Annotated in this window: 20 protein-coding genes; 8 read left to right on the top strand and 12 right to left on the bottom strand. The window is 60.5% G+C overall.

What is annotated here, in order from left to right:
* Nucleotides 1-354 precede the first annotated feature (354 nt).
* From DWY51_RS03055 to DWY51_RS03040, 4 genes are all read left to right on the top strand, one after another.
* Entirely contained in the window at nt 355-681 is a 327-nt protein-coding gene (locus DWY51_RS03055; RefSeq protein WP_117769820.1) for an HIRAN domain-containing protein, read from the top strand.
* Nucleotides 682-699: 18 nt separating this feature from the next.
* Nucleotides 700-879: a hypothetical protein gene (locus tag DWY51_RS03050; protein ID WP_117769819.1), complete on the top strand. Its 180-nt coding sequence runs from the start codon at nt 700-702 to the stop codon at nt 877-879.
* 66 nt (nt 880-945) lie between these two features.
* Nucleotides 946-1,491: a metallophosphoesterase gene (locus tag DWY51_RS03045; RefSeq protein WP_117769818.1), complete on the top strand. Its 546-nt coding sequence runs from the start codon at nt 946-948 to the stop codon at nt 1,489-1,491.
* 150 nt (nt 1,492-1,641) lie between these two features.
* Complete coding sequence (locus DWY51_RS03040; protein ID WP_117769817.1) at nt 1,642-3,399, top strand: DUF2130 domain-containing protein; 1,758 nt, start codon at nt 1,642-1,644, stop codon at nt 3,397-3,399.
* Nucleotides 3,400-3,478: 79 nt separating this feature from the next.
* On the opposite strand, the gene DWY51_RS03035 is transcribed toward DWY51_RS03040, so the two are convergent.
* From DWY51_RS03035 to DWY51_RS03025, 3 genes are all read right to left on the bottom strand, one after another.
* Nucleotides 3,479-6,160 carry an RNA helicase gene (locus DWY51_RS03035; RefSeq protein ID WP_117769816.1) on the bottom strand — a complete coding sequence of 894 codons (2,682 nt, stop codon included), beginning with the start codon at nt 6,158-6,160 and terminating at the stop codon, nt 3,479-3,481.
* A gap of 309 nt (nt 6,161-6,469) precedes the next feature.
* Entirely contained in the window at nt 6,470-7,309 is an 840-nt protein-coding gene (locus DWY51_RS03030) for a tRNA (guanosine(46)-N(7))-methyltransferase TrmB (RefSeq protein ID WP_117769815.1), read from the bottom strand.
* A gap of 118 nt (nt 7,310-7,427) precedes the next feature.
* The gene (locus tag DWY51_RS03025) at nt 7,428-8,300 is read right to left on the bottom strand and encodes a hypothetical protein (RefSeq protein ID WP_055250686.1); all 873 of its coding nucleotides are present in this window, start codon (nt 8,298-8,300) and stop codon (nt 7,428-7,430) included.
* 267 nt (nt 8,301-8,567) lie between these two features.
* Between DWY51_RS03025 and DWY51_RS03020 the strand changes: the two genes are divergently transcribed.
* From DWY51_RS03020 to DWY51_RS03005, 4 genes are all read left to right on the top strand, one after another.
* Entirely contained in the window at nt 8,568-9,290 is a 723-nt protein-coding gene (locus tag DWY51_RS03020) for a helix-turn-helix domain-containing protein (RefSeq protein WP_117769814.1), read from the top strand.
* Entirely contained in the window at nt 9,287-10,186 is a 900-nt protein-coding gene (locus DWY51_RS03015; RefSeq protein ID WP_117769813.1) for a DUF4097 family beta strand repeat-containing protein, read from the top strand. Before DWY51_RS03020 ends, DWY51_RS03015 begins: the two co-directional genes overlap by 4 nt.
* Nucleotides 10,187-10,285: 99 nt before the next feature.
* Nucleotides 10,286-12,193, top strand: a complete 1,908-nt coding sequence (locus DWY51_RS03010) for an elongator complex protein 3 (protein ID WP_117769812.1) — start codon at nt 10,286-10,288, stop codon at nt 12,191-12,193.
* Nucleotides 12,194-13,069: a spermidine synthase gene (locus tag DWY51_RS03005; protein ID WP_117769811.1), complete on the top strand. Its 876-nt coding sequence runs from the start codon at nt 12,194-12,196 to the stop codon at nt 13,067-13,069.
* A gap of 102 nt (nt 13,070-13,171) precedes the next feature.
* Here the strand turns inward: DWY51_RS03005 and DWY51_RS03000 are convergent, their stop codons facing one another.
* The 9 genes from DWY51_RS03000 to DWY51_RS02960 all read right to left on the bottom strand — a co-directional run bounded on the left by DWY51_RS03000 (nt 13,172) and on the right by DWY51_RS02960 (nt 22,919).
* On the bottom strand, nt 13,172-15,616 hold the full coding sequence (locus DWY51_RS03000; RefSeq protein WP_117769810.1) for a DEAD/DEAH box helicase: 2,445 nt from the start codon (nt 15,614-15,616) through the stop codon (nt 13,172-13,174).
* Nucleotides 15,617-15,732: 116 nt separating this feature from the next.
* Nucleotides 15,733-17,037, bottom strand: coding sequence for an ATP-binding protein (locus tag DWY51_RS02995; RefSeq protein WP_117769809.1), 1,305 nt, complete (start codon nt 17,035-17,037; stop codon nt 15,733-15,735).
* Nucleotides 17,030-18,790, bottom strand: a complete 1,761-nt coding sequence (locus tag DWY51_RS02990; RefSeq protein WP_233504605.1) for a TerB N-terminal domain-containing protein — start codon at nt 18,788-18,790, stop codon at nt 17,030-17,032. Before DWY51_RS02990 ends, DWY51_RS02995 begins: the two co-directional genes overlap by 8 nt.
* Before the next feature lie 88 nt (nt 18,791-18,878).
* A complete protein-coding gene (locus tag DWY51_RS02985) occupies nt 18,879-19,595 on the bottom strand; it encodes a DUF554 domain-containing protein (RefSeq protein WP_195363187.1) in 717 nt (238 codons plus the stop codon).
* A gap of 118 nt (nt 19,596-19,713) precedes the next feature.
* Entirely contained in the window at nt 19,714-21,144 is a 1,431-nt protein-coding gene (locus tag DWY51_RS02980) for a hypothetical protein (protein WP_117769808.1), read from the bottom strand.
* Between the two features lie 18 nt (nt 21,145-21,162).
* Nucleotides 21,163-21,378, bottom strand: a complete 216-nt coding sequence (locus DWY51_RS02975) for a hypothetical protein (RefSeq protein ID WP_006234463.1) — start codon at nt 21,376-21,378, stop codon at nt 21,163-21,165.
* Nucleotides 21,379-21,427: 49 nt separating this feature from the next.
* On the bottom strand, nt 21,428-22,027 hold the full coding sequence (locus DWY51_RS02970; protein WP_117769807.1) for a hypothetical protein: 600 nt from the start codon (nt 22,025-22,027) through the stop codon (nt 21,428-21,430).
* Nucleotides 22,028-22,116: 89 nt separating this feature from the next.
* The gene (locus DWY51_RS02965) at nt 22,117-22,626 is read right to left on the bottom strand and encodes a hypothetical protein (protein WP_117769806.1); all 510 of its coding nucleotides are present in this window, start codon (nt 22,624-22,626) and stop codon (nt 22,117-22,119) included.
* Nucleotides 22,623-22,919, bottom strand: a complete 297-nt coding sequence (locus tag DWY51_RS02960; protein WP_035137058.1) for a hypothetical protein — start codon at nt 22,917-22,919, stop codon at nt 22,623-22,625. The genes DWY51_RS02965 and DWY51_RS02960 overlap by 4 nt, the downstream gene beginning before the upstream one ends.
* Nucleotides 22,920-23,146: the final 227 nt, after the last annotated feature.

Here is a 23,146-nt window from a genome sequence, read left to right as displayed (position 1 = left end):
CGGATGGGCCAACTCCCTTTAGAAGGGATTTGGTATGAACGTAAGCGATGTTATTTCGTTATTGGCGTTGTTGATTGCGGCTATCGAACTCGGTCTGTTTATCGGCCGAATGAAATAGCCGCCCCCGCGTAAGCGAAGACGGCCACTTCTCACGATGAAAACGTGTATCGGAGTTGGCAAGACCCGCGGCAACGGGTGCCATCCGTGTTCCTATCTTATCTGCAAGCGTTCTGTCGCGCAAGCGTTGAGGCAAACGATTGAAGGACGCAGACAGGATGTATTTGTGTCCGCACGGGACCGTAGACTTCTCAATAAGGTTACACACCGGTTTATCCGGCCGTTAGAGGAGCTGCTATGTACGAGCCTTCGCGTGTTCTTCTGTCGTTTCATATCGCAGGATTTCAATATGCCGACGGCGCTTTGGTCCTAGGCGATCTTAAAGCGGGCGATAAACTGACACTGTGTGCCGAGCGCGATAATCCCCATGATCCCGAGGCAGTTGCGATCTACTATGGCAAGACCAAACTTGGCTGCGTTCCGGGAAACGAGGTCGGTCCACTGTCCTTGATGATGTATTACGGCCACGAGGACGTGTTTGAGGCCCGCGTGCAACAGGTTGCCCCCGAGCGCAGCCCGTGGCACCAGGTGCGCGTTGGCCTCTATGTGGTGGATGCCCGCTAATCGGTAAGGGAGGCTGCCATGCTTGACGACGATGACCTGTTCGATTTGACGGATGATCCGTTTGAGTGGGATATGCTACTCGATGACGATGAGCTGGAGCAGGATCGCAAAAAGCAAAAGGATAAGAACGCCCAGGGCAAAGGTTCGAATAAAAAGGACGAGTGCCGCCGCGGACTGTTCGGCGGGCTCTTTGGCTAACCGCCGCATCGCTGTGTCTGTATACTTAGCACGAGTTGGATGCATTGCGAAATGAGGGCATAGACGATGATGTGGTTTACCGCCGACCTGCACCTGGGCGATACGAATATCTTGCACGACATGGATCGACCGTTTGATTCGGTCGAGGAGATGAACCGCAAGGTCATCGATGCCATCAATGAGTGCGTGGCTGCGGACGACCGCCTCTATATCCTGGGAGACTTTACGTATCGCTTGCCCATGGCGGAGGCGGTGCGCCTGCGCGAGCGTATCGAATGCAAGAATGCGACGCTCATCCGCGGTAACCATGACGGCGACTGGGAAGATCCCGACGCCCCGCAAATTTGGGAAGACGTGCGCGATTACCTGGAGATTGCTCCCGGCTATGCCAAGGGTCATCGTCTGGTGATGAGCCACTACCCCATGCTCAGCTGGAACGGCAAGGCACGTGGCGCCATTATGCTGCATGGGCATATCCACAGCAGGGGTGACCGCACCAACGCACGCAACCGCGATCGCGAGCGCCCCATTTACCGCTACGATGTGGGCCTCGACGCCAATGACTACAAGCCCGTAAGTCGTGATCAAATCCTCGGCTATTTTGGACTGTAATTTTCAAACTGTCACTCAAACCACCACAAAGGGGACAGGCACCTTTGTGGTGGTTCTGGCGCCGTTGCCATTATGGCGGCGGCGCCTTTTTTGTCCGTGCGGCGCGGTAGAGTGTAGGCGGTCGAAATTTGCGTCCATCGAGGAGCTGCTATGAACGAGATTAAGTGCCCGCATTGCGGCGAAGTTTTTAAGGTCGATGCGTCCGGCTATGCGGATATCGTCAAGCAAGTACGCGATGCCGAGTTTTCGCGCGACCTGGACGAGCGTGTGAAGGCAGTCCAGCGCGAGGGCGAGCAAGCGCTGGAGCTTGAGCGCTCGCGTTCGACGGCTGCCTTGCAAAAGGCAGAGTCTCAGCGCAACGCTCAGCTTGTCGAGCAGAAGAACACTGCGGATCAGAAACTGGCGCAAGAGGTTGCCAAGCGCGATGCTGAGCTTGCCGAGCTGCGCGCTAAGCTCGAGGGCGCTGCCGCAGAGCGCGAGAGTGCAAGCCAGCGCGCGGCGGTAGAGGCACGAGCCAATGCTCAAAAGGAAAATGCCGAACTCCAGCGTGAGATTGATAGCCTGCGTGCGCAGCTTGGGCGCAAAGATGACGAAGCAAAGCTTGCCGAGTCGGCGGCGCGCAACGCTGCTCAAAACGATTTAGCTGCGCGCGACGCTCAGATTGCCGAGCTGCAGGCCAGGCTCGCCGCGGCGGACAAAGCCCAGGAGATGGCGCTTGCCGCTGCCGCGGCAGAGTCGCAGCGTGAGCTCGATGCCGCTCGCAGCGAGGCCGAGCGCGCGCTTACTGACTATCGCGCGAAGGTGCAAGAGAAGTTCTCCGCCGCAAAGGCTCAGTCCGAGCAAGAGGCCGAGGGCCTGCGTGCCCAGCTGCGCGAGCAGGAACTGATGGCAAAAATGAACCTGTCAGAGGCGGTCGCCGCGGCGGAGCGTGAGCGCGATGAGGCACGTGCCAAACTGACGAGCGAGCTGGCAGTGCGCGATTCTCGCGAGGAGCAGGCCAAGGCGGCACACGAGCTCGAGCTTGCGCAGGCCAAGCGTGCGAGCGATGACCTGATTCGCTACAAGGATGAAGAGATCGAGCGCCTTAAGGACATGAAGGTCCGCCTGTCCACCAAGATGGTGGGCGAGTCGCTCGAGCAGCACTGTGAGACCGAGTTTAACCGTCTGCGCATGACGGCGTTTCCTAACGCGTACTTCGAGAAGGATAACGATGCGTCCGAGGGTACCAAGGGCGACTTTATCTTCCGCGAGTGCGACGCGAGCGGCAACGAGGTCATTTCGATTATGTTCGAGATGAAAAACGAGAACGACGAGACTGCGACCAAGCACAAAAACGAGGACTTCTTTAAGAAGCTCGATCACGATCGCCGCCAAAAAGGCTGCGAGTACGCGGTGCTCTGCACGTTGCTCGAACCCGAGAGCGAGCTTTACAACGCCGGCATCGTGGACGTGAGCTATCGCTACGAGAAGATGTACGTGATTCGCCCACAGTTCTTTATTCCCATGATCACGCTTCTTCGCAACGCCGCCATGGGTTCGCTGCGCTATAAGCAGGAACTGGCGGAGTACAAACAGCAGAATATCGACGTCACGAACTTCGAAGCCAAGATGGAAAAGTTCAAGAATGATTTCGGTCGCAACTACGAGATCGCGAGCCGCAAGTTCCAAACGGCGATTGATGAGATCGACAAGACGATTAGCCATCTGCAGAAAACCAAGGAGGCGTTGCTGTCCTCCGAGAACAATCTGCGCCTAGCCAACAAGAAGGCCGACGATCTTACCATTCGCAAGCTCACGTGGGGCAACAAGACCATGAAGGCCGCGTTTGACGAGGCGCGCGGGGCTGCGACAGAGACAAACGATGAGCCAGCCGAGGCGGATTCGTATGAGGTCGAGGATACCGAGTAGGGGATAGCGTATCGCGCAAAAAACGGGGCCGCTGGCGATATTGCCAACGGCCCCGCTTGTTTCGTTCCAGCATGTTCGGCTAGTCCTCGAGCAGGTCCTCGATAAAGCCGACGCGGTAGTTTTTGAAGATGACCTCGCCGCCGTCTTGCGTGGCGTCCAGATCGACATCGCCCATGATGCCAAAATCGTGGTCGCCATCCTCGTCGGCAAAGATCTGGTGCACGTGCCATATGTGCGCGGTCTTCTCGTCGGACTCGTCAATGGAAAACATCGCGGCGCTGCGGGCATCTCCGTCGGTGAGGATTTCCTCGTGCTGCTCGTGGTAAGCGTCGAGTGCTTTTTGCCAGCGGATCTCGCTCATGCCCCAGTCGTCGTCGAGCTCGCCCAGGTCGCGAACGTGCTCGCGGGCGGCAAGGGTCACGCGGCGGAAGAGCGCGTTGCGCACCAATAGCGTGCAGCCGCGACGGTCCGCCACGACCTCGTCGATGCCCTGCGGCGGCGCAGCATCGAGGGCTGTCGGGTTGCCGGCGTTCTCCCACTCATCCACCAGGCTCGAGTCCACCGAGCGCACCACAAAGCCCAGCCACGAGATAATGTCGCGCAGGCGCTCGTCGCGCTTCTCGATGGGCACGGTGCGGTCGAGTGAACGGTAGGCCTCTGCCAGGTAACGCAGCAAAATGCCCTCGGAGCGGGCGATGCCGAGCTTTTGGATATAGCCCTTAAAATCGCTCGCGCTTTCCAGCATATCGCGCAGGACGCTCTTGGGAGAGAGCTGGTAGTCGTTGGCCCAGGGTACTTCCTGGCAGTACTTGTCGAAGGCGGCATCGAGCAAGTCCTCGAGCGGCTTTTCGTAGGTGACATCCTGGATGCGCTCCAGGCGTTCCTCATAATCGACGCCGTCAGCCTTCATTTCGGCCATCGCGCGGTCGCGCGCGGCGCGCTCCTGTGCGCGCAATACCTGCTTGGGATCCTCGAGCGTTGCCTCGACCATTGAGATCAGATCCATGGTATAGGTCTCGCTCTCGGGGTCGAGCAGCTCCAACGCGGCAAGCAAGAACGGCGAGAGCGGCTGATCGAGTGCGAAGTCCTCGGGCAGATCGACCGTCAGCGCGTAGTCGATGTCCGGCGCGGCGTCAGCCGGAGCGTCGGGCGCGGGCGGCACCTCGGTGCGAACGACGACGCCGGAATCGATGAGTGTGGCGAAGATTTCGTCGGCGCGAACCTCGAGCTTGGCCTTTTCCTCGGGAGTCTGCAGGCTCGTTTCGATGAGGTCGTGTACGCGGGCTCGGGCATCGCCGCCCTGCTCGACCACGCTAATCACCATGGAGTGTGTGATGCGAAGGCGCGGCTTGAGCGTCTCGGGCTGCGTCTCGATCAGGCGCTCAAAGGTCTGCTTGTTCCAGGTGACAAAGCCCTCGGGGGCCTTTTTCTTTTTAATCTTGCGGAGCTTCTTGGGGTCGTCGCCCGCCTTGGCCATGAGCTTAGCGTTCTCGATCTCGTGCTCCGGGGCCTCGGCGATGACCATGCCCTCGGTATCGAAGCCCGAACGGCCGGCGCGACCAGCGATCTGATGGAACTCACGGGCGCGCAGGCGACGCATCTTGTAGCCGTCGAACTTGGTGAGCGCGGTGAGCACCACGGTGTGGATGGGCACGTTGATGCCGACGCCGAGCGTATCGGTACCGCAGATGACGGGCAGCAGGCCCTGCTGCGCCAAGCGCTCGACCAGCAGGCGATAGCGCGGCAACATGCCAGCATGGTGCACGCCGACGCCGCATCCAAGCAGGCGTTTGAGAATCTTACCAAAGGCCGTCGAGAAGCTCGTGCCCTTGGCCGCCTCTTTGATGGCCTCGCGCTGCTCCTTGCTGGCGATGCCAAAATTGGCGAGCGACTGTGCCGTCGCAAGGGCGGCATCCTGGCTAAAGTGCACGATATAGAGCGGGGCCTCGCCGCGGCGCATAGCGAGCTCGACGGTGCCCTCGAGGGAGGTCGTCACATAGTCGTAGTTCAGCGGAACAGGACGCGGGGCGTCGACAACCAAGTCGCAAGCAGCGCCGGTGTGTTCCTCGAGCGAGGCGGCGATCGCGGTGACATCGCCGAGCGTGGCGCTCATGAGCATAAACTGCGTGTGGGGCAGGGTGAGCAGCGGCACCTGCCATGCCCAGCCGCGGTCGGGGTCGGCAAAGTAGTGGAACTCGTCCATGGCCACGCAGCCCACGTCGGCGCCCTCGCCCTCGCGCAGTGCATCGTTGGCAAGGATTTCGGCCGTGCAGCAGATGACGGGCGCCTTAGTGTTGATGTGCGTATCGCCGGTGATCATGCCAACGTTATCGCGGCCGAGTACCTGTACCAGATCGAAGAACTTTTCGCTGACCAGGGCCTTGATGGGGGCCGTGTAATAGCAGCGCTTGCCCTGCGCCATGCCCATAAAGAGCATGCCCAGCGCGACGAGCGATTTACCCGATCCGGTCGGTGTGCCCAAAATGACGTGATCGCCGGCGGCCAGGTCCATGAGGGCCTCTTCTTGGTGACCCCACAGCTCGATGCCGCGGCTGCTCGTCCATTCAAAGAAGCGTTCGAAGGCCTGATCGGGCGTGAGCCACGGTTCGGGCTCACTGCCGTCCTCGGGCTCCCACCAGGTGGGGGAGAGCGCGCCGAGCGAGCCGAACTCGGCTTCGGTTCCCGTGCCGCCCGAGAATGAGCTGGCGGCCCCGGCGCCGGAGACGGTACTGGCGGCGGTATCTGTCGTGGTCTGTGTCATGTGTTTGCTTTCTCTCGCGATTGTCCGCCAACTATTATGGCGTAGCAGCGGCGTGGGGTGCCAGCGCGCGAGAAAATGCAGGAAATGGGCGTTCTGCCCAGCCGTTTGGTGCAGTCGCCAGCTAAGTGAGTAGACTTTTTTCAATGTCGCGAGCACATGGCTTTTGCGCAAGGGTTCTACCTGCGGTTTTAGTTTTCGTTATGCGGGTTGTGCTTGGCTATTGCAAAAAAGTCTACTCACTTAGGTTTGAGGGTCGTTCGCTGGCGCCTATTTTCACTTGTTTGCCGACGCCGCGACCATCAGAAGCCCCTAGGACCCCTGCGGCAGGCGTTTTTTGCCTTTGCGAGCACGGTTTCTAAAGTTCTCGACGGCTTCTTCCATGCCCAGGGGTACATAGGTGAGCTCATCGAGGTTTTCGGGCAGGTAGCAGGTAAGGCTTTGCTCCTGCGCGCGGCCCGCCGCGAGCTGCTCTTCGATGGGTTCCGCGCCGGGCGTAGCGCAAATGCCATAGACGGCGGCACCCATCTCGCGCGTGCGGCGCTCGTACTCGGTCTCGGGATGCTCGGGATGGTCGCGGCGGACGTCGTCGCTTACCCAAAGCGTATCGTAGCCGGCCGCGGCAAACTGTCCCAGGGCGTAATCGCGCAACGGCTTGCTATCGGTGCGCAGTGTGACGGTAGCGCCGGCTGCAAAGAGCGGGCGGTAGAGCATCAGATGGTCGACATGGACGAGTCGTTTTTTAGCGTACTTGGCCTTGGGCTGCGGCGTGGGAAAGTTAATGGTGATGGCATCGAGCTCGCCTGCGGCAAACAGCCGTGGCAGCGATGCGGTGCCTCGGGGCAGGACGAGTGCGTTGGATAGCCCCTGTTCGCAGATTTTCTGCGCGGCATAGGCGATGCAGATGGGCTCCTGGTCCATGCCGATAAAGAGGGCATCGGGCTCGCGGTGGGCGCGCTCTACAAGGTACGTTCCCTTGCCACAGCCAAGATCCAGGTGAAGGTGCTCGAAGGGCTTGCTGCCTGCGGGCGCACAGGCCTTGCGCCAATCTCCGGCATAAGCCTCGGGGTTTGTCTCAATCGCATCGGCGTAGCGTTCCAGGCGCTCCTCGAGCACAAAGTTCTTAGGCGTGCGAACGTGGACGGCTCCCATGAGGCTCCTTGGTCATAAGTATGGAACGCATAGCTGCACGTTCCGTCAATGGATTGAAAAAGGGCGGGCATAGTTTGCCCGGAAGATGCGGTGCGGCTCGGCGGCGAGTCGTCGATGCCTACAGGCGCTTGAGAATCACATAGCGGTTGAGCTCGCCGCTACGACCGTCGGCATGGAAGCGCTCAAGCTCACGCACGGGGACCTCGCCGCTCTTGTAGAACGTACGGACGCCGCGCACCAGGTCGGTGATCTGCTGATCGTCAAAGTGATGGCAATAGCGGTAGGCGTGGCGGTCGTTTTGCCAGCCAATGAGGTGGTCGCCGGCTTCAAACTGCGCGGAATCGTAACCCTCAAACGGCGGGGTGAGCTCGGCACGGGCTTCGGCTCGAACGGCCTTGCGCGCCATGCGCTCATCGTTCATAAACTCCCAAAAGCTGATGGCGATGATGCCGCCCGGGCGCGTCTGCCGCACCAGGGCGTCGAGCACGCGTACGCGGTACTCGCACGACGGCACGTGGTGCATAAAGCCAAAGCAGACCGAGATGTCGGCGAGCGGGGCGTCGAAAAGCACGTCGGGTGTTTCGGCGGGGTTGAGCTTCATGAGGGCGTCGAGCACGTCGAGTTCCTGGAAGTGCAGGTTGGGAATGCGAAGCGCGTGGCCATGTGCATCGATGGCCAGGTCTTGGCACGAGTCGACGCCATAGAACTCAAACGGGCAGCTGGCATCTGCCGAGGGGTTTGCGCCGTCGACACCCTTGGCGGCAAGTGCGCCGCCGGCTGCAAAGTTCTCGAATCGCATATTGCCGCAGGCGAGATCGAAGACGCGGACGGGATGCTCGATCGTGGCGACGTCGAGCTGCCCGAGCGCGATGTCCATGGTGCGTACCCAGCCGGGCCACGGGGCCTGGCGCGTATCGGAGAAGGAGGCGGAGTGCTCGCGATAGAACGTGTTGTTGAGCTGGATGAGCGATGAGGCGAAATCGCGGTTCACGGCGCGGGACTCCCTCCGTTGGCGGTGCGGAATAAACAGTACGACCATACTACCGTTAACGCCGCAACGGGGACAACCAAGCTACGGGTCATTGCTTTGTTTGGACACATTTCCGCAGCTCATATGTGCCCGCAACCGCCGGTTGTCAAAAATCTCACTAGAATAGGTGGCATGCTCTTGGCGGTGGCGGATAGATTTTTAACTGTGCAAGGCGCCTTAAGAACAAAAACGGTCCGGCGGCACGGCTGGCATCACATAGGAGGAACCATGAATGTAGAAACTGCGCAGCGGCTCGCCGACCTTCGTCGCAGCAAGGGTTTTAGCCAAGAAGGGCTGGCGCGAAAGCTGGGGCTGTCGCGCCAGGCAGTCAGTAAATGGGAGCGCGCGGAGAGCTCGCCCGATACCGAGAACCTGATCTCGCTCGCCAAACTCTATGGCGTGAGCCTGGACGAGCTGCTCAATCCGAGCGACGAGATCGAGGACGATATCGAGTTTGAGAACGAGGACCGCGCCCGTCAGCGCGAGGCCGAGGCGGCAGAGCGTGCTCGCACCCATGAGGCGGCGGCACGCGCCACGGAGGCAGCTACGCAGGCAAGTGATGCCGCAGCCAAGGCGGCGCAGGCGGCAAGCTGGAGTGCGCAGGCCGCCAATGCCGCTACGGCGCAGGCGACGAGTGGCACCGCGGTTGGCTCGACTCCGGTGAAGGGCCCGTTCCAGTCGTTCCCGTATTGGGCCGTGTGCTGGCTGCTGTTCTTTTTGCTGATGTTCCTGTTTGGTGCCGGCCCCTTTGCCGCGCTGATCTTCTTTACGATTCCCATCTATCACTGGGTGGCGCGTGCGCTCGATGGTGATTGGGCGCGCGGGGATATTCAGGTTGGTCCGGCGTCGGTGGCGATCAAGGCCCAGGGGAAGGATGCTTCTGCGGAACCCGATGCTGACGTGGCTACCACGACCACCGCTGAGCCATGTGCCAAAGAGGGTGACGAATGATGAAGCTTTCGCATGAATCCAAGGTACGCCTGGGTGTTGGCATCGGAGCGTTTGTGCTCATTGTTGGGCTTGTCTTTGGCGTTTCGCGGACATTGATTCATTTTGATGGCCCGTGGGATCTCGACGATGTTGTATCCGGCTTGTCTGGTATGGACGATGCGCTTGACGAGGACGATCTTTTGGATAGCGGTAACTATTCCGCTCGGCCTCAACAGCTTTCGAGCGAAACGTTTGATGCCGACGCGTTCACATCGCTTGATTTGGACGTGACGTCGGGCACGGTCGAGGTCAAACACGTCTCCGGCGGGCCAGTGCGCGTAATTGAAAGCGGTCGCGTGGCAACGGGGACCGTTGCCTTCGATGCGGCAACCCAGAACCTGGCCGAAATCAAGGGTTCTACGCTCAAGATTCGCCAGTTCGATTGCGATGACGAGCGCGCCATTGACCGCACGGTTACCGTCGAACTGCCGCGCGATGTTGCCGATAACATGGTGGGCATCACAGCGAATGTGGGATCGGGTGATCTGACGGTCGCGGGCATTGCGTGTCATGACCTCAACCTGACTTTGGACTCGGGAGACGTCGAGTTTACGGGTACCGTGACCGATACCCTGAATGCCGAGGTCGGTTCGGGCGATGTGACGTTCGAGCTCTACCAGGCCCCCGCGAAGTCGATGGACGTGAGCGTGGGCTCGGGCGATGTGGAGATGACGGTTCCGAACTCGACGGGCTTTAAGGCGAGCCTCACCTTGGGCAGCGGCGACTTCGAGAGCGATTTCCTTCCGCTTGGCTACGACGGCGAGACCGTTTTGAATCTTGAATTCGATAACGGCGATAAGTCTGCCACGTATCGTTTTGAGGTCGGTTCGGGCGACATGTCGTTTGATTCGGAGTAGTGAGGCAGACGAAAGCCTAGGCGAAGATATAGACGCGCTGTTTGGTGAAGGCGTCGAAGCCGAGATTGGCTTCGGCGCCTTTGCCTTTACAATGGGGGCATGGAACAGATTATCTTGAACATACTCGAGGCTCTGCGTCGCGGCGAGACCGTGGACGACAAAGCGCTCGTCAAACTGATACATGCCGAGGCACGCCGTGAGGGTGCCGACAAGCGCGATCTGGCCAAGCGTCGCCTGCTGCCGTTTTACCAGCGGGTGAAGCGCGAGGAGCCGGCTCGTTGGACGGTATGGAATGTCGACGCCGAGCTAGAGCGTCAACTGCTGCAGGTGCTACGCATGAAGCCTCGTCGCACGGCTTCGGGCGTAGCGACCATTACCGTCATCACCAAGCCGTGGCCGTGCTCGGGCGATTGCCTGTTTTGCCCCAACGACCTGCGCATGCCCAAAAGCTATCTGCACGCCGAGCCGGCGTGCGCCCGTGCAGAGCAAAACTGCTTCGATCCATATCTGCAGGTGAGCGCCCGTTTGACGGCGCTTTCGCAGATGGGGCATGCGACCGATAAGATAGAGCTCATCGTGCTCGGTGGCACCTGGAGCGACTATCCGGAAGGGTATCAGACGTGGTTTATGTCGGAGCTTTTCCGTGCGCTCAATGACGATGCCGTCGCCGGCGTGGCGGCAAACCCCATGTTGGCGCGTCCGGGCATCAGTCGTGCCGAGGCGGGGCGCCTGCTCGATGACGCTCCCGCCGATGCCCTGCCGCCGGTGGTAGCGGAGCGTCGCGAGCGCTATCGGGCAGCCGGCATTGCGACAGACGAGGTCGAGCTTGCTGCCGGCGTTGCCGACGACCAGGGGCGTGTGGATGCTGCCGTGGGCGGCTACAACCGTGCGGTGCGTCGTCTGTACGGCCCCGGTACGCCGTGGGGCGAAGTCGCCGAGTGGCAGACGGCAACGATGGAGGAGCTTGAACGTCAACAGCGCATCAACGAGACGGCGAAGCATCGCGTGGTGGGACTCGTTATCGAGACGCGCCCCGATGCCGTAACGCCGAAGGCCCTCACGCTTATCCGCCGCCTGGGCTGCACCAAGATCCAGATGGGCATCCAGAGCCTCGACCAGCACCTGCTCGATATCAACGAGCGGCGCATTTCGGTGGCGCAGATCGAGCGGGCGTTTTCGCTTGCGCGCCTGTTTGGCTTTAAGATTCACGCGCATTTTATGCTCAACTTGCTGGGCGCCACGCCCGAAGGGGACAAGCGCGACTACGAGCGCTTTGTGACCGAGGGGGCCTTTATGCCCGACGAGGTCAAAGTCTATCCGTGTGCACTCATCGAGGGCTCGCGTCTGGTGGGCTGCTATGAGCGTGGCAAGTGGCGTCCCTATACCGAGGAGGAGCTGCTCGATGTACTGGCCGATGACATCGTGGTGACGCCGGCGTTCTGCCGCATCAGTCGCATGATCCGCGACTTTAGCTCCGATGACATCATGGTGGGCAACAAGAAGCCCAACCTGCGTCAGCTCGTCGAGAATCGCTTGGCGGCTCGTGGAGAAGGCACAGTGGTGCGCGAGATTCGCTATCGCGAGATCAGTACCGCGGGTGCCGACTTGGATGAGCTTTCTCTTGATGAGGAAGTGGCGTACGAGACGCCGGTGACTCACGAGCGCTTTTTGCAGTGGGTGACGCCGCGGGGCAAGATCGCGGGCTTTTTGCGGTTGTCGCTGCCCGACCATTCGTTTGTTGCCGCACATGCGGACGAGTTGCCGACGACGCCGGACGAGGCGATGATTCGCGAGGTGCACGTGTATGGCATGGCGGCGCGCGTGGGCGATCAGGGCCAGGCGGCGCAACATCACGGGTTGGGGCGTTTGCTCGTAGAGCGTGCGTGCGAGATTGCCCGGGATGCGGGTTATGCGCGTATCAACGTGATTAGCGCGATTGGCACGCGCGAGTACTATCGCCATCTTGGATTTTATGACCATGGCCTTTATCTGCAAAAGGAGCTCTAGATGAACAAGCCGAGTGTTTCTGCCGGCGTCGTTGCCGGCGTTGCTCTGGGAGCCGCGGCGCTTGGTGCGGCCGCCGTCGCTGTTCGTGCTGCCTGTCTGCAGGTTGCGCGAACCCGCAATGGCTTGGCGCGTGTGAAACGCGTGCACGACGAGGGCGGCGACGAAGTCCGCGTATTGGTGCAAGGCGGCGTCTACCAAAGCGCGAGTTACGTTGGTGAGCGCTGGGCGGAGCCCGTCTTTGCGTACTATCGCGCGTTTAACGACGTGTTTGAGGCCGAGGATGCGATGCGCGACGCTTATGGTCACGGTATCGACCGCATTCTTATGCTGGGCGGCGGCGGGTTTGCCTATCCTAAATTCGCCCTGATGTCGCACGAGGGCTTGCGCATGGACGTCATCGAGTATGACGGAGAGATTACGCGCCTGGCGCGCCGCTGGTTCTACCTAGACGAGCTGGAGCGCGCGGCGGGCGATCGCCTGCGGGTGATAACCGCTGAGGCTCGCTCGTATCTGGGTGTGACGAGCGTGGGCCATCGTCGCTATGACGCGGTCGTGAGCGATTGCTTTGGCGGTGCCGAGCCCGTACGCGAGTTGGCGACGGTTGAGGCGTTGCGTTTAGTGCGGGGCAGCCTAAATGTTGGTGGCGTCTACGTCGCCAATATCGTGAGCGCAAACGAGGGGAGCGACGTGACGTTCCTGCGCGACTGCGCTGCCACGGCACTCGAGGTATTCGCCCATGCCTGGGTGGTCCCATGTGGCGATGCGAAGTTCGGCGGCGAGGAAAACTACCTGCTCATCGCCAGCGACGGCGACTATGTCTTTGCCGAAGCTGTGCCCTTCGACACCGACTTCCTCGGCACTGCTCTCCACGACTAGCACGTCTCCCTGCGACCAGTCTGTTTGTGGTGGGGCTCTTTTAGCTACTTCTTGGTCATGCCCAAAGTAGCTCAACAAGCCCCGTCCCAAAAAAGACTGGTCTTAGGCGTGGTCGCGCCAGCCGAGAACGCGCTGCTTCATGTCTTCGATGTCGAGCACGCCTTCGGCAAAGCCCTTGCGCACGAGCTCTTCGGGAACGAACTCATCGTAACGATCAAAGTAAGGCACCTCGCCGGGATAGACGAGCTCGATGGGGTCGAAGTCCTTTTCGGCCTCGGCTGCGAGCACCTCAAAGAACGTCTCCTCGTCGGCCTTCATCTTAAACTGCATAAAGTATGGACGCGACGGATCGAGCCCGCGAAGGCCCAGCTCCGCGGCACACTTAATCTTGAGCATACGTTCGAGCGCCAGAAAGGCGTAGCTGCCCAACCAGGGGAAGAGCACCCAGGTGTCGCCACCCAGGTTGATGAGCGGTTTGGTCCCCGCACCCGAAATCTCGGCGGTATGACGAGCCTGTGCAAGGCGTGCCCGTGCGTTGCCCATGAGGTACGGATATGCCGCGTGCTCGTTGAGCGCCTTGCGCATGCGCTCGAGTACATGCGTGTTAATGTCGCCGGGGCAGTCGCCAAAGTATGCCGGCACACGACCTTTGACTTGCGTGGCAAAGACGGTGTGTCGCTTCCAGTCCACTTCCTCGACTATCCAGCAGTGCCCGGCTATGGCGATGCGCTCACCGGGCGGTGGCGGATTGACGATCGTGCCCAACTCGGCCGACTCGCTGCGAACGGTGAACTCCTCGTTTTCCTGGAACACAGCGTAGAACTTAAAGTTGTTAATGATGCGCTCGCCCGCGAGACCCACGATGAGCTCACCGCCCTCGGTGACCTGGATGTGGTCGATCTTGATGAGGTGGCGCAGCAGTACGCGATAGTCATCGGCCGAGACGCGGTGGAAATAGCTGAGCGTGAGCACGCGCTGAGCAAGCTCGGCCGGCGTGAGCTCGCCGGTGCTGGCGAGCGTCGACATGGTCTGGTGGTAGAGCAGGCTGTAGGGGAGTCGATCGAGCTCGGGCGGCTCGACCCACTTTTCCTCGCGATAGAGTTGTACGAGTGCGATGCCCTGCAGGAGCTTCCAGGGTATCGTTTCGGGCATCATCGTGCGCGGCTCGGGTTCTTCCTCGCGCATGACAAACCACATCTCGGGCGGAAGGTCGCGACGGCCTGTGCGCCCCATGCGCTGCAAAAAGGAGCTGACGGTAAACGGCGCGTCAATCTGGAACGCGCGCTCCAGGCGACCGATATCAATGCCGAGCTCCAGCGTGGAGGTGGTGACGGTCGTCTGCGCCTGCTCTTCGTCGCGCATGAGCTCCTCGGCCGTCTCGCGCAGCGATGCCGAAAGGTTGCCGTGATGGATTAGAAAGCGGTCTGGCTCGTGCCGGCTCTCGCAGTAGCTGCGCAACATGGAGCACACGGCCTCTGCCTCCTCGCGCGAGTTGGCAAAGACCAGGCACTTGCGGCCGCGGGTATGCTCAAAGATGTAGCCCATGCCGGGGTCGGCGTTGTCGGGTGCGGTGTCGGTGGGGTTGAGCAGTGCCTGTTCGGTTGCCTGCGGGATGTCGACTTCGCCCTCGGGGGCTGAGGAAGTGCGACGGTCCTTGGGGGCAGCCTTGCCCCGTGCCCGCTCACGACGTTGACGGCGCTCCTCTTGTGTGAGCTGCCCGCTGTGACGCATGTCTTGGGCGCCGGCGGGCAGTGCCGTGGGCGCCACCGCCTCGATGCGCTCGCATGCGAGCACTTCGGCTTCCTGCGGACCTGTACTCGCGAATCCTCGCTGCTGCGCCTGGGGACCCGAGTTGTAGAAGTGCTCCATGGAGATGCGCCACACGCGGCGCGGCTCCTCAAAACGTGGGATGACGCAGTTGCGTCCCGTCCCCTGCGACAGGAAGGCGCCCGTGCGCTCGGGGTCGCCGATGGTTGCCGACAGACCGATGCGGCGGGGCTGCACGCCTGCCATGCGCGAGAGCCGCTCGATAAGGCAGAGCGTCTGCCCGCCGCGGTCGCCGCGCATGAGCGAATGGACTTCGTCGATAACCACATAGCGCAGGTCGCAGAACATACGAGGGATCGCCATGTGCTTATGGATCAGGAGCGCCTCGAGTGACTCGGGCGTAATCTGCAAGATGCCGCTCGGTTTTTTGATGAGCTTAGCCTTGTGCGACTGCGAGACATCGCCATGCCAGTGCCAGACAGGGATATCGGCTTCTTCGCACAGATCGTTGAGGCGGACGAATTGGTCATTGATGAGCGCCTTGAGGGGGCCAATGTAGAGGGCGCCCACGCTTGCGGGCGGGTTCTCCCAAAACTCGGTCAGGATGGGAAAGAAGGCTGCCTCGGTTTTGCCAGATGCCGTGGAGGCCGTCAGGAGCACATTGTCTTGCGTGTTGAAGATGGCATCTGCCGCCGCAACCTGGATGGAGCGCAGGCTCTCCCAATCGTGGGAGTAGATGAAGTCTTGGATAAACGGGGCGTAGCGGTCAAAGGCGTTCACGAGGCCTCCTTTCAAAAGCGAATCTCTCAACGCGGCGGGCAGTGGCTTGCTGCATTACCGCTTCAACGTTTGCCCAGATAAAACCTGCCAAAATAAACCTATCCCTTTTTGGCAGGTTAGATGGTGAATTCGGCGAAGTTACGGTCACCGCCTGCGGTGCCGGTGTCGCCTGTTGCTGCTGCCGGCGCCAGCGCGTCGCCGCCGACGCTTTGCAGCAGCTCGGCTACGTTGGCGTCGGGGTTCTGGCATAGGATGTCGAGCAGCTCGATAAAGTCGCGAATGACTTCACGCGGCGTCAGATGTGTGTCGGCTCCCACACGACCGAACTCGATCTTGAGGAAGTCCACCAAGTCGTTCTCGGTAAGCGTGGGCGTCCAGCCAAAGTAGCCGGCGTGAATTTGCATGAGTTTTTCGATCAGCACCAGCAGCTCCTCGTAGGTGAGTGGCTGCAGACGGATGATGGGCGCGAGCATGTCCTTAAGGTCCTCGCGTGCAAAGCGGCCTTGAGCGAGTCGGCTGCGCAGGGCCTCGTAGGAGAACACGCCGCGGCGGCGGTCTTCGATGGAGGTTGGCGTGCCGCCCATGATCATGCCCAGGTACTGCGCCTTGCCCTGGAGTGTGTCGTTGTACATGGTCAGGATCTTCTCGTAGTTGTACTGGCGCGTGATGGCGTTGGGAATCTTATACAGATTCACGAGCTCGTCGATGAGCACCAACATACCCTTGTAGCCGCTGCAGACCAAAAAGCGTGCAATGAGCTTAACGTAGTCGTACCAGTCGTCATCGCTGATGATGGTCGAGGAGCCCAGCTCAGCGCGTGCCTCACTCTTGGTGCGGTATTCGCCGCGAATCCATTTGGTCACGCGGCTCATAGCTTCTTCGTCGCCCTCGGATACGGCCGCGCGGTAGCGGTGGAGCATGCGGGTGAAGTCGAAGCCGTGGACCATTTCCTCGAGCGGGGCCAGTTGGGCATTGACGGCAGACTCGTCGGCGTCGGCACAGGAGGCGACCCAGCGATCGAGGATTAGGTTGAGCGCACCGCCCTCGGGGCGCGTTTTAGTCGATATGTTACGGATGAGCTCACGGTAGGTGGCAAGGCCCTGTCCCTGGCCGCCCTGCAGGCGGCGCTCAGGGGATAGGTCGGCATCGGCGACGACGAATCCCTCGCCCATGGCGTGCGTGCGGATGGTCTGGAGCAAAAAGCTCTTGCCGGCTCCGTAGCGACCGACCAGAAAGCGGAAGCTTGCGCCACCGTCGGCAATGAGACTCAGATCGGTGAGCAGGGCGCGGATCTCGACCTCGCGCCCTACGGTGATGTAAGGAAGGCCGATGCGCGGGACCACGCCGCCCTTGAGCGAGTTGAGAATGACGGCAGCGACGCGCTTGGGCACGCGGGGTGCTGCGGATGCGGTATCACTCATGGTCTAGGTATCCTCTCACGTCTGCTTCGTAGTCCTCAATAATCTGCGGCCCTGCCGCGCTAAATTCAATTACGGTGTCGCCCACCAGGTCAAAGAGCGCCTCGTTGATGGTATCGACGAGCATGTCCTCGCTCTGCCCCGATTGCACTACCGCCGATTCCGCCTGTACTGCGTTGTGCTCGAGCAGTGCGCTGAGATAGGCGTTTGCGGCAGGCGCGAGTTCGTTTGTGGCGTCAGCGGGCGCAGCAGCTGCGAACGCGGGCGTCGGCGCAAGAAGCGGTGCCACGACACCAAACTGTTCGGTGGATATGCTCGGCTCGTCGGTCAAGTCCTGCCGAATGGGTGCCGCGACCGCCTCGACCGTCGAGTCGGCTACGGGCTCGGCTTCCGGTTGCCCTGAGCCCGCTGCCTCGGCTTCTGCGGATGCGTCGTCCTCGCGCTCTTCGTCGATCAAAAGCGCTTCGCGCGTTTGCGCAGCGGCGCTCCGAATGTGCCCCAGCTGACTCAGATCGATATCGATCTTGACGGGCTGGTGTGCGGCGTCCCACGAAAGCCATGCCACAATCTCGTCATCGATAATCTTGGCCAGATATTTGGGGACCTTTTCTTCCTTAAGGGGATGGGCGGGGTCCAGCGCCAGGCGCAGGCGTTGGTCGCAGGCGCGCATCATTTCACCGAGCTTGCTGCTCTTTTGCCTACTACCGTGGATACGCATGCATTCCCAAAAGCCGTTTTGGCAACGGTAGATATGGATAGGATCCAGGCGGTATTCGCAGTCCTCGTGGCGCTCGGGCGCAAAGAATACGGCCGAGGCAAACATGGTGTAGGGCATGGCCGTCTCCTCCCCAAATAAACTCGCCACGATGCCGGTCTTTCGGTGCGTGTCATAGTAGCGCGCCATACGGACATACACGGCGCATGCCACGTGGCGCAGATCGCGGTGGTGGCTGCGGTCGAGCCGCGAGTTACTTAGGTTGTACGTGGAGAGTGCGTCGATGGCAGCCATGAGTCGCTCCTCGCGCACCTCATCGGGCGGAAGGGGGAGCGTGGGCTCGGAGGTTTTGCGACGCTTAGGGGTCTGGCCGGACGGTGCCGGTGCTGGGACAAGGTCTCGTGCCGCGCGTCGCAGCTCGATAAGGGCGTTATCGAACATGACGGTTTTAGAGTCACGAAGCAGCTTGGGGTCGAGCCCGTGGAATACGGCGTAATCCTGCAGCCACACGCGTGCAAATCGGTCGATGCCGGGCTCGAAGGCGCGATAGACATCCCAAAAAGCCTTGATCTTGTTAAAACCATCGAGCGGGTCATCTACGCCAATGCTGCAAATCAGCTCATAGAGATACAGAAAGGCAAAGGACGTAGACGTTTCCTCGACGGTTCCGCGGCGCACTTGGGCACGCCAGGTAAAGTAGCCGCGCAACTGCCGGTCGCTCATGGCGTTGTAGGTGGGAAAGTACGACTTAAAGGTGCCGTTGTAGGGACAGTCGTCCTCAAAGTCGGCCATCAGCAAGCCTTGGCGGTAGAAAAGCTCGGCCTCCGATAGCCAGCGGCCCGCGCCGCCCTTGGGGTCATCCTGCCAGCGCGATATCTCGCGCATCTTGCGGTATTGGTCGGGGAGGAAATTCTGCATCTGTCGGCCGGTTTTGAGAATCGGCTCGTCTGCGTAGATTTCGTTTGAGAAGCGGGCGGACTGATGGGTCCGGGCCTCGGCCATAATGCGCTCGATGAGCATCTTGATGTCCTGGTCGGCCACCGCTTCTCCTCTCCTAACGCAGCTTCGGTGACCTCATATCATAGCACAGCATCAAACAGGTGTTCGAGATACTGCTGCGTAGATAGATTTAGAACAGGAGGGCGTAGATGACGGCGATGACGACGGAGGGGAGCATATTGGCCGTGCGGAAGGTCTGAGGACGGATGAGGTTGACGCCGACGCAGAAGATGAGCATGGAGCCTACGAGCGAAAGGCTGTCGAGGGCTGCCGTAGTCATGATGGGGGAGAGTGCGCCGGCAAACAGCGTGATCGTCCCCTGGAACACGGCGACGGGCAGGGCGGAGAAAATGCAGCCGCGGCCAAGCGACGCCGTCATGGTGCAGACGATGATGCAGTCCAGCGCGCCCTTGAGGGCAAGCGTGGACCAGTCGCCGAGCAGGCCGTCCTGGATCGATCCCACAATGGCCATAGCGCCGATACACACGGTGAGTGAAGTCGAGACAAAAGCGTTGGTGAACTCGTTATCGCCCTCGCTGCCGGTTTTACGCTTGAGCCATTCGCCAAGGTTCTCAATGGCGGCCTCCAAGTTGATGGCCTCGCCGATGAGCGAACCGAGCGCAAATGAGACGATGAGCATGGTGGTACCGGTGGTCGCTAGCGCCTTTCCATCGATGATGAGCATCTTTTGCATGGTGCCGCCCAGGCCGATAAACAGGACGCACAGCCCCGATGCTTTCATGAGCGTGTCTTGGATGCGCGGTGTAATGAAGCGACCGCCCGCTAATCCCAAAAGACCGCCCGCAACTAAAAGCACAACGTTGATGATTGTTCCCAAGCCCGGCATGAGCCCTCCTGTATTGATGCCAACGTGGCAATCGTAGCAGAACGAAATGCGAGGCACATCGCGACTCATCTAATACGTTATATAAGTGGTGTTAGGAATGATGCGCAGCATTTAAGCCTCAGGTGGTTGTCGGGACATAGGGATAGTATTCAAAGCGCAGTGTCATAAGCCGCTGCGGGAATTCAATAGCCGCGGCGATGATATTGGCATCGCGGGCACGATCAAACCCTTCGAGTTCGATCTGATACGAGACGTCTTGCATAATGTCCAGACGTCGCCAGGCTAGAAGTGTGTCGCCATCGAATTCCAGGGTCTTGCTTCCGTTTGCGGCAACGGCGTATAGACGCAGCTTGGCGGTGGTTGCAGGGTCGACAACTGTGACCTTTTTAATTTCGTTTCGAGTATTCTTGGCGCCCAACAAGGTGAGCAGTGTTGGGGCCACGACCTCGCCCGATGGCAAAAAGACGACTTCGATGGATTCAGGAAATGCGATGATAGCCGACTTGCGGACGGGCTGATTGGCGGCGGCAACTTCGATGTTCGCAGCGTCGATGACCTCTGTGTGGTCGAGCGCGGCAAGCACGCAGCAGTTACCTTCATCGATCTCTTGAGGATCAGCAAGCCCCAGGCTGTCCGCGAGCTCGGGATTGTTTGGATCGGCAGCGGGCTCATTCGGTGCTTCGAAAGAAGCTGGGACGCCGTTTGTCGGCGACGGCGTGTCGCCCGCACCTGCTTCTTTGACCGCGCTCTCCTCTTGTATGGTTGTGTTGATGGGTTCGTCGTTTGGGGGGAGCGTCTTGGCGTCAAGCGCGGAGGGGAGAATTCCGATGGCTCCGGATCCGTTCCACTCCATTTCGAGAAGCGCCGGGTCGGCAAGAATGCGTTGCCTGCTTTGCGCGTGGGCATCGATTTCAATAGGGCCTGCCTCTATCCCTCGTGTAAGACTGAGTGATCCGGCTGGCTTCTCGAAATGAGCGTTTGTGTCCTTGGCGCTGACGGCGTAGAACAGCAGGGACGCTTCTCCCGCCGCGATGGCATCGGTGCCGGCTTTGGTCAGCCGCAACGATGCCGTGAATGAGAGGGTGGGCTGCGCATCGTCTGCATTCGCGGCGGCGCAGCCCAGACATATACCGCCTCCTTTCTCGAAAAACGTACCGTCGAAGGCGACCTTCGCTCCGTTCGCCGAGTCATCGACCGAAGCGATGTCGATGCGCAGCTCTAAATTGCATGGATCGCCATCTGCATCGAGCACAACCGAGCGCCACGTGCAGACGGCGCACCCCGCCTGGGAGCCGTTTGCCTTGTTCGAACGCTTGATATCCACGACTATCGAGCCGTCCGTATTACGACGAAGGCATCCCGAGGTTGAGATCGCGGCCTGTGCGATCGAAAAACGCTTGCACGCAATGGCGCTCGACGGATTTGGTGCGGAACTTAGGGCTGCTGGTAAGGAGTCTGCCATGACGGGAGTCGCCCAAGCGGCGACAGGCGTTCCGGTTGCGAGCGCGCCACAGAGTGCGACGACGGGCAAAAGGTTCTTCGATGCCATGGGGTCTCCTTAGCTAATTTAGTGCGGCCTGTCCGTGTTTTGTTTCTGGCTACGTTTGATGTGCAGACCGAGGCCGGCGGTTCCCGCGCCTGCTGCTGTGGCGCCTGCTGCCAAGAGCCATCGTCTGTCGCCTGTCTGCGCCAACGGTTCTTCGCGGTCGCCGCGGTCGAGCTCCGAGAGGTCGACCGTCACTTGCGTGGCGGCCTGCGCCTGTTCTTGCTGGGCAAAGGCCATGGCTGGCCCAAACGCTAGGATGCTGACGGCGGCGGCCAGGGCGACGGCCTTATGCCGTGTGCGCACCGGGCTCGACCGTCCAGGTGATCGTTGCAACCTGATCACCTTCGCCGGTTACGCGGAAGATGTCGCGCGTGACGCGGGCGACGTTTCCGCTTGTCTTGAGCTTAATTTTGTCCGTGCCGCCGGCAATGCCCTGGTAGCCCATGTCGAAGGCTGCGTTCTTGGAAAGATCGAGGCCTGTCTTCTGCATTGCGGCGCTGGCGTTCTGGAGTGCGCCGTCGGGGCCGACCTTAAAGTCGATGGAGTTCTGTGCGGTTCCGGCCTTGGCGTCGGCAGCAATGGTCCAGGTGTTCATGGCGTCGATCTTCATGTTGGTGACATGGATGCCGTAGGCCGAATGATTGTCGATGGTGGTCGCGTCTTCTGAGGGGCCCTGAAGCGTGCCGTCGGCCTTGGCGACGAAGGGAATAACCGTCGGAACTTTGAACTCAACGTTGTCGATCTCGGTCCTGACCATTACTTTCGTGGTTCCAACGCGCCCGGCTGCCATAGCTGGCGTCGGGGCCGCGCCCATTGCGAGCGCGAGCGCGAGCCCTGCGCCCACGACGAGCGCTCTGGCTCCGTTCATGTTCCTGATGATGTCCATGGTTGTTCCTTTCTATTCGCCGCGGACCGTCCCCGCGATGATTGGACGAATGCTGGTGAATTACGTGCGGTGCCGCGTCGGCCGGAAAGCTAGTTCTCGGCTTGCTCAACCCGTACCTTGACACGTGTCGGATTGCCGTGGCTGTCGAGGGTCTTTGCATCGAGTGCCTGGATCTCGATGTACGCCTCGCCTTCTTTGATGTCGCCGGCGGGGCACGTTTCGATTGTCTTGCCGGTCTCGACCACACCGGATTCGTACATGGTCTCGTCGTTTTGGATGACGCGGAATCGCTGGGGAAATTTATTGTCTTGGACGTTTTGCACGTTGACGCGCAGCTTGCCGTCCTCCTGCAGCTGAGCGACCGGTGCGACCGAAATCGTCATCATGTTGTCGCGGACGATGGCGTCGAGCTCATCTTGGATTTCCTGACGCGTTTTGCCCTCGGCCGTCGTAACCGAAGCGCCCGTCTCGGGTACGGGCTGCGACTGCCAAGCGTATAGTCCTACGGCGACAAGGGCACAGACGATGGCCAAGCAGGCAACGATGAGCTTCCTGCGATGCCCCAGACCTGCAAAGTGGGGCGGCTTCTTCGCGCTCATGCGGCATCCTTGGCGGTATAGACGCGCGCAAAGGTGGACGGGTCCGCTCCAAAGAGCATGTGAAGCATCAGACGGCGCGAGTAGACGAGCTCGTCGAAGTCGGGAGGGAGCTCGATGTCGTGGATATGCGCGATGTGGTGGGCGAGCGCCGAGAACGACTCGGGGTCGCAGATCACATCGGTGGTAACGTGGTAGACCGTCGTATCGGGGAATGCCTCTTCGTCGAAAGGCAGGAGATGGGGATCGTCGTCGACTTCGATGGCGATGCCGTACTGGGGCCAGTAATATGCCATGGGAACCTCCCTGCTTCTGGGCCAAAACTTCTATCGGTTTTGGCTGTCGACGCCGACCTTATCAGCCGCTACTTGACCAATTTCTGACCAAATGCTTGACGGATTGGCGTCTCCGCAGGTAAAAGGCGGCAAAAAATACTCCAACTTTTTTCGAGCGACAATCGCGCGGTCGGCGACGGCGGGGCCATATGTGTCAAAAGCATCGTCTGCCGAGGAAATCAAGCCGC

It is taken from the genome of Collinsella sp. AF25-2LB, assembly GCF_003458415.1.
GTDB lineage: Bacteria > Actinomycetota > Coriobacteriia > Coriobacteriales > Coriobacteriaceae > Collinsella.
The sequence above is the reverse complement of the archived record's forward strand: the minus strand, read 5'-3'. Positions and strand labels throughout refer to the sequence as shown.

Coding starts and splice junctions, on each gene's coding strand:
- DWY51_RS03050 (WP_117769819.1), top strand. CDS start 700: ATGCTTGACGACGATGACCTGTTCGATTTGACGGATGATCCGTTTGAG.
- DWY51_RS02985 (WP_195363187.1), bottom strand. CDS start 19,595: ATGCCGGGCTTGGGAACAATCATCAACGTTGTGCTTTTAGTTGCGGGC.
- DWY51_RS02970 (WP_117769807.1), bottom strand. CDS start 22,027: ATGGACATCATCAGGAACATGAACGGAGCCAGAGCGCTCGTCGTGGGC.
- DWY51_RS03015 (WP_117769813.1), top strand. CDS start 9,287: ATGATGAAGCTTTCGCATGAATCCAAGGTACGCCTGGGTGTTGGCATC.
- DWY51_RS03030 (WP_117769815.1), bottom strand. CDS start 7,309: ATGGGAGCCGTCCACGTTCGCACGCCTAAGAACTTTGTGCTCGAGGAG.
- DWY51_RS03010 (WP_117769812.1), top strand. CDS start 10,286: ATGGAACAGATTATCTTGAACATACTCGAGGCTCTGCGTCGCGGCGAG.
- DWY51_RS03045 (WP_117769818.1), top strand. CDS start 946: ATGATGTGGTTTACCGCCGACCTGCACCTGGGCGATACGAATATCTTG.
- DWY51_RS03040 (WP_117769817.1), top strand. CDS start 1,642: ATGAACGAGATTAAGTGCCCGCATTGCGGCGAAGTTTTTAAGGTCGAT.
- DWY51_RS02980 (WP_117769808.1), bottom strand. CDS start 21,144: ATGGCATCGAAGAACCTTTTGCCCGTCGTCGCACTCTGTGGCGCGCTC.
- DWY51_RS03035 (WP_117769816.1), bottom strand. CDS start 6,160: ATGACACAGACCACGACAGATACCGCCGCCAGTACCGTCTCCGGCGCC.
- DWY51_RS02965 (WP_117769806.1), bottom strand. CDS start 22,626: ATGAGCGCGAAGAAGCCGCCCCACTTTGCAGGTCTGGGGCATCGCAGG.
- DWY51_RS02975 (WP_006234463.1), bottom strand. CDS start 21,378: ATGGCCTTTGCCCAGCAAGAACAGGCGCAGGCCGCCACGCAAGTGACG.
- DWY51_RS03055 (WP_117769820.1), top strand. CDS start 355: ATGTACGAGCCTTCGCGTGTTCTTCTGTCGTTTCATATCGCAGGATTT.
- DWY51_RS02995 (WP_117769809.1), bottom strand. CDS start 17,037: ATGAGTGATACCGCATCCGCAGCACCCCGCGTGCCCAAGCGCGTCGCT.
- DWY51_RS02960 (WP_035137058.1), bottom strand. CDS start 22,919: ATGGCATATTACTGGCCCCAGTACGGCATCGCCATCGAAGTCGACGAC.
- DWY51_RS03020 (WP_117769814.1), top strand. CDS start 8,568: ATGAATGTAGAAACTGCGCAGCGGCTCGCCGACCTTCGTCGCAGCAAG.
- DWY51_RS03005 (WP_117769811.1), top strand. CDS start 12,194: ATGAACAAGCCGAGTGTTTCTGCCGGCGTCGTTGCCGGCGTTGCTCTG.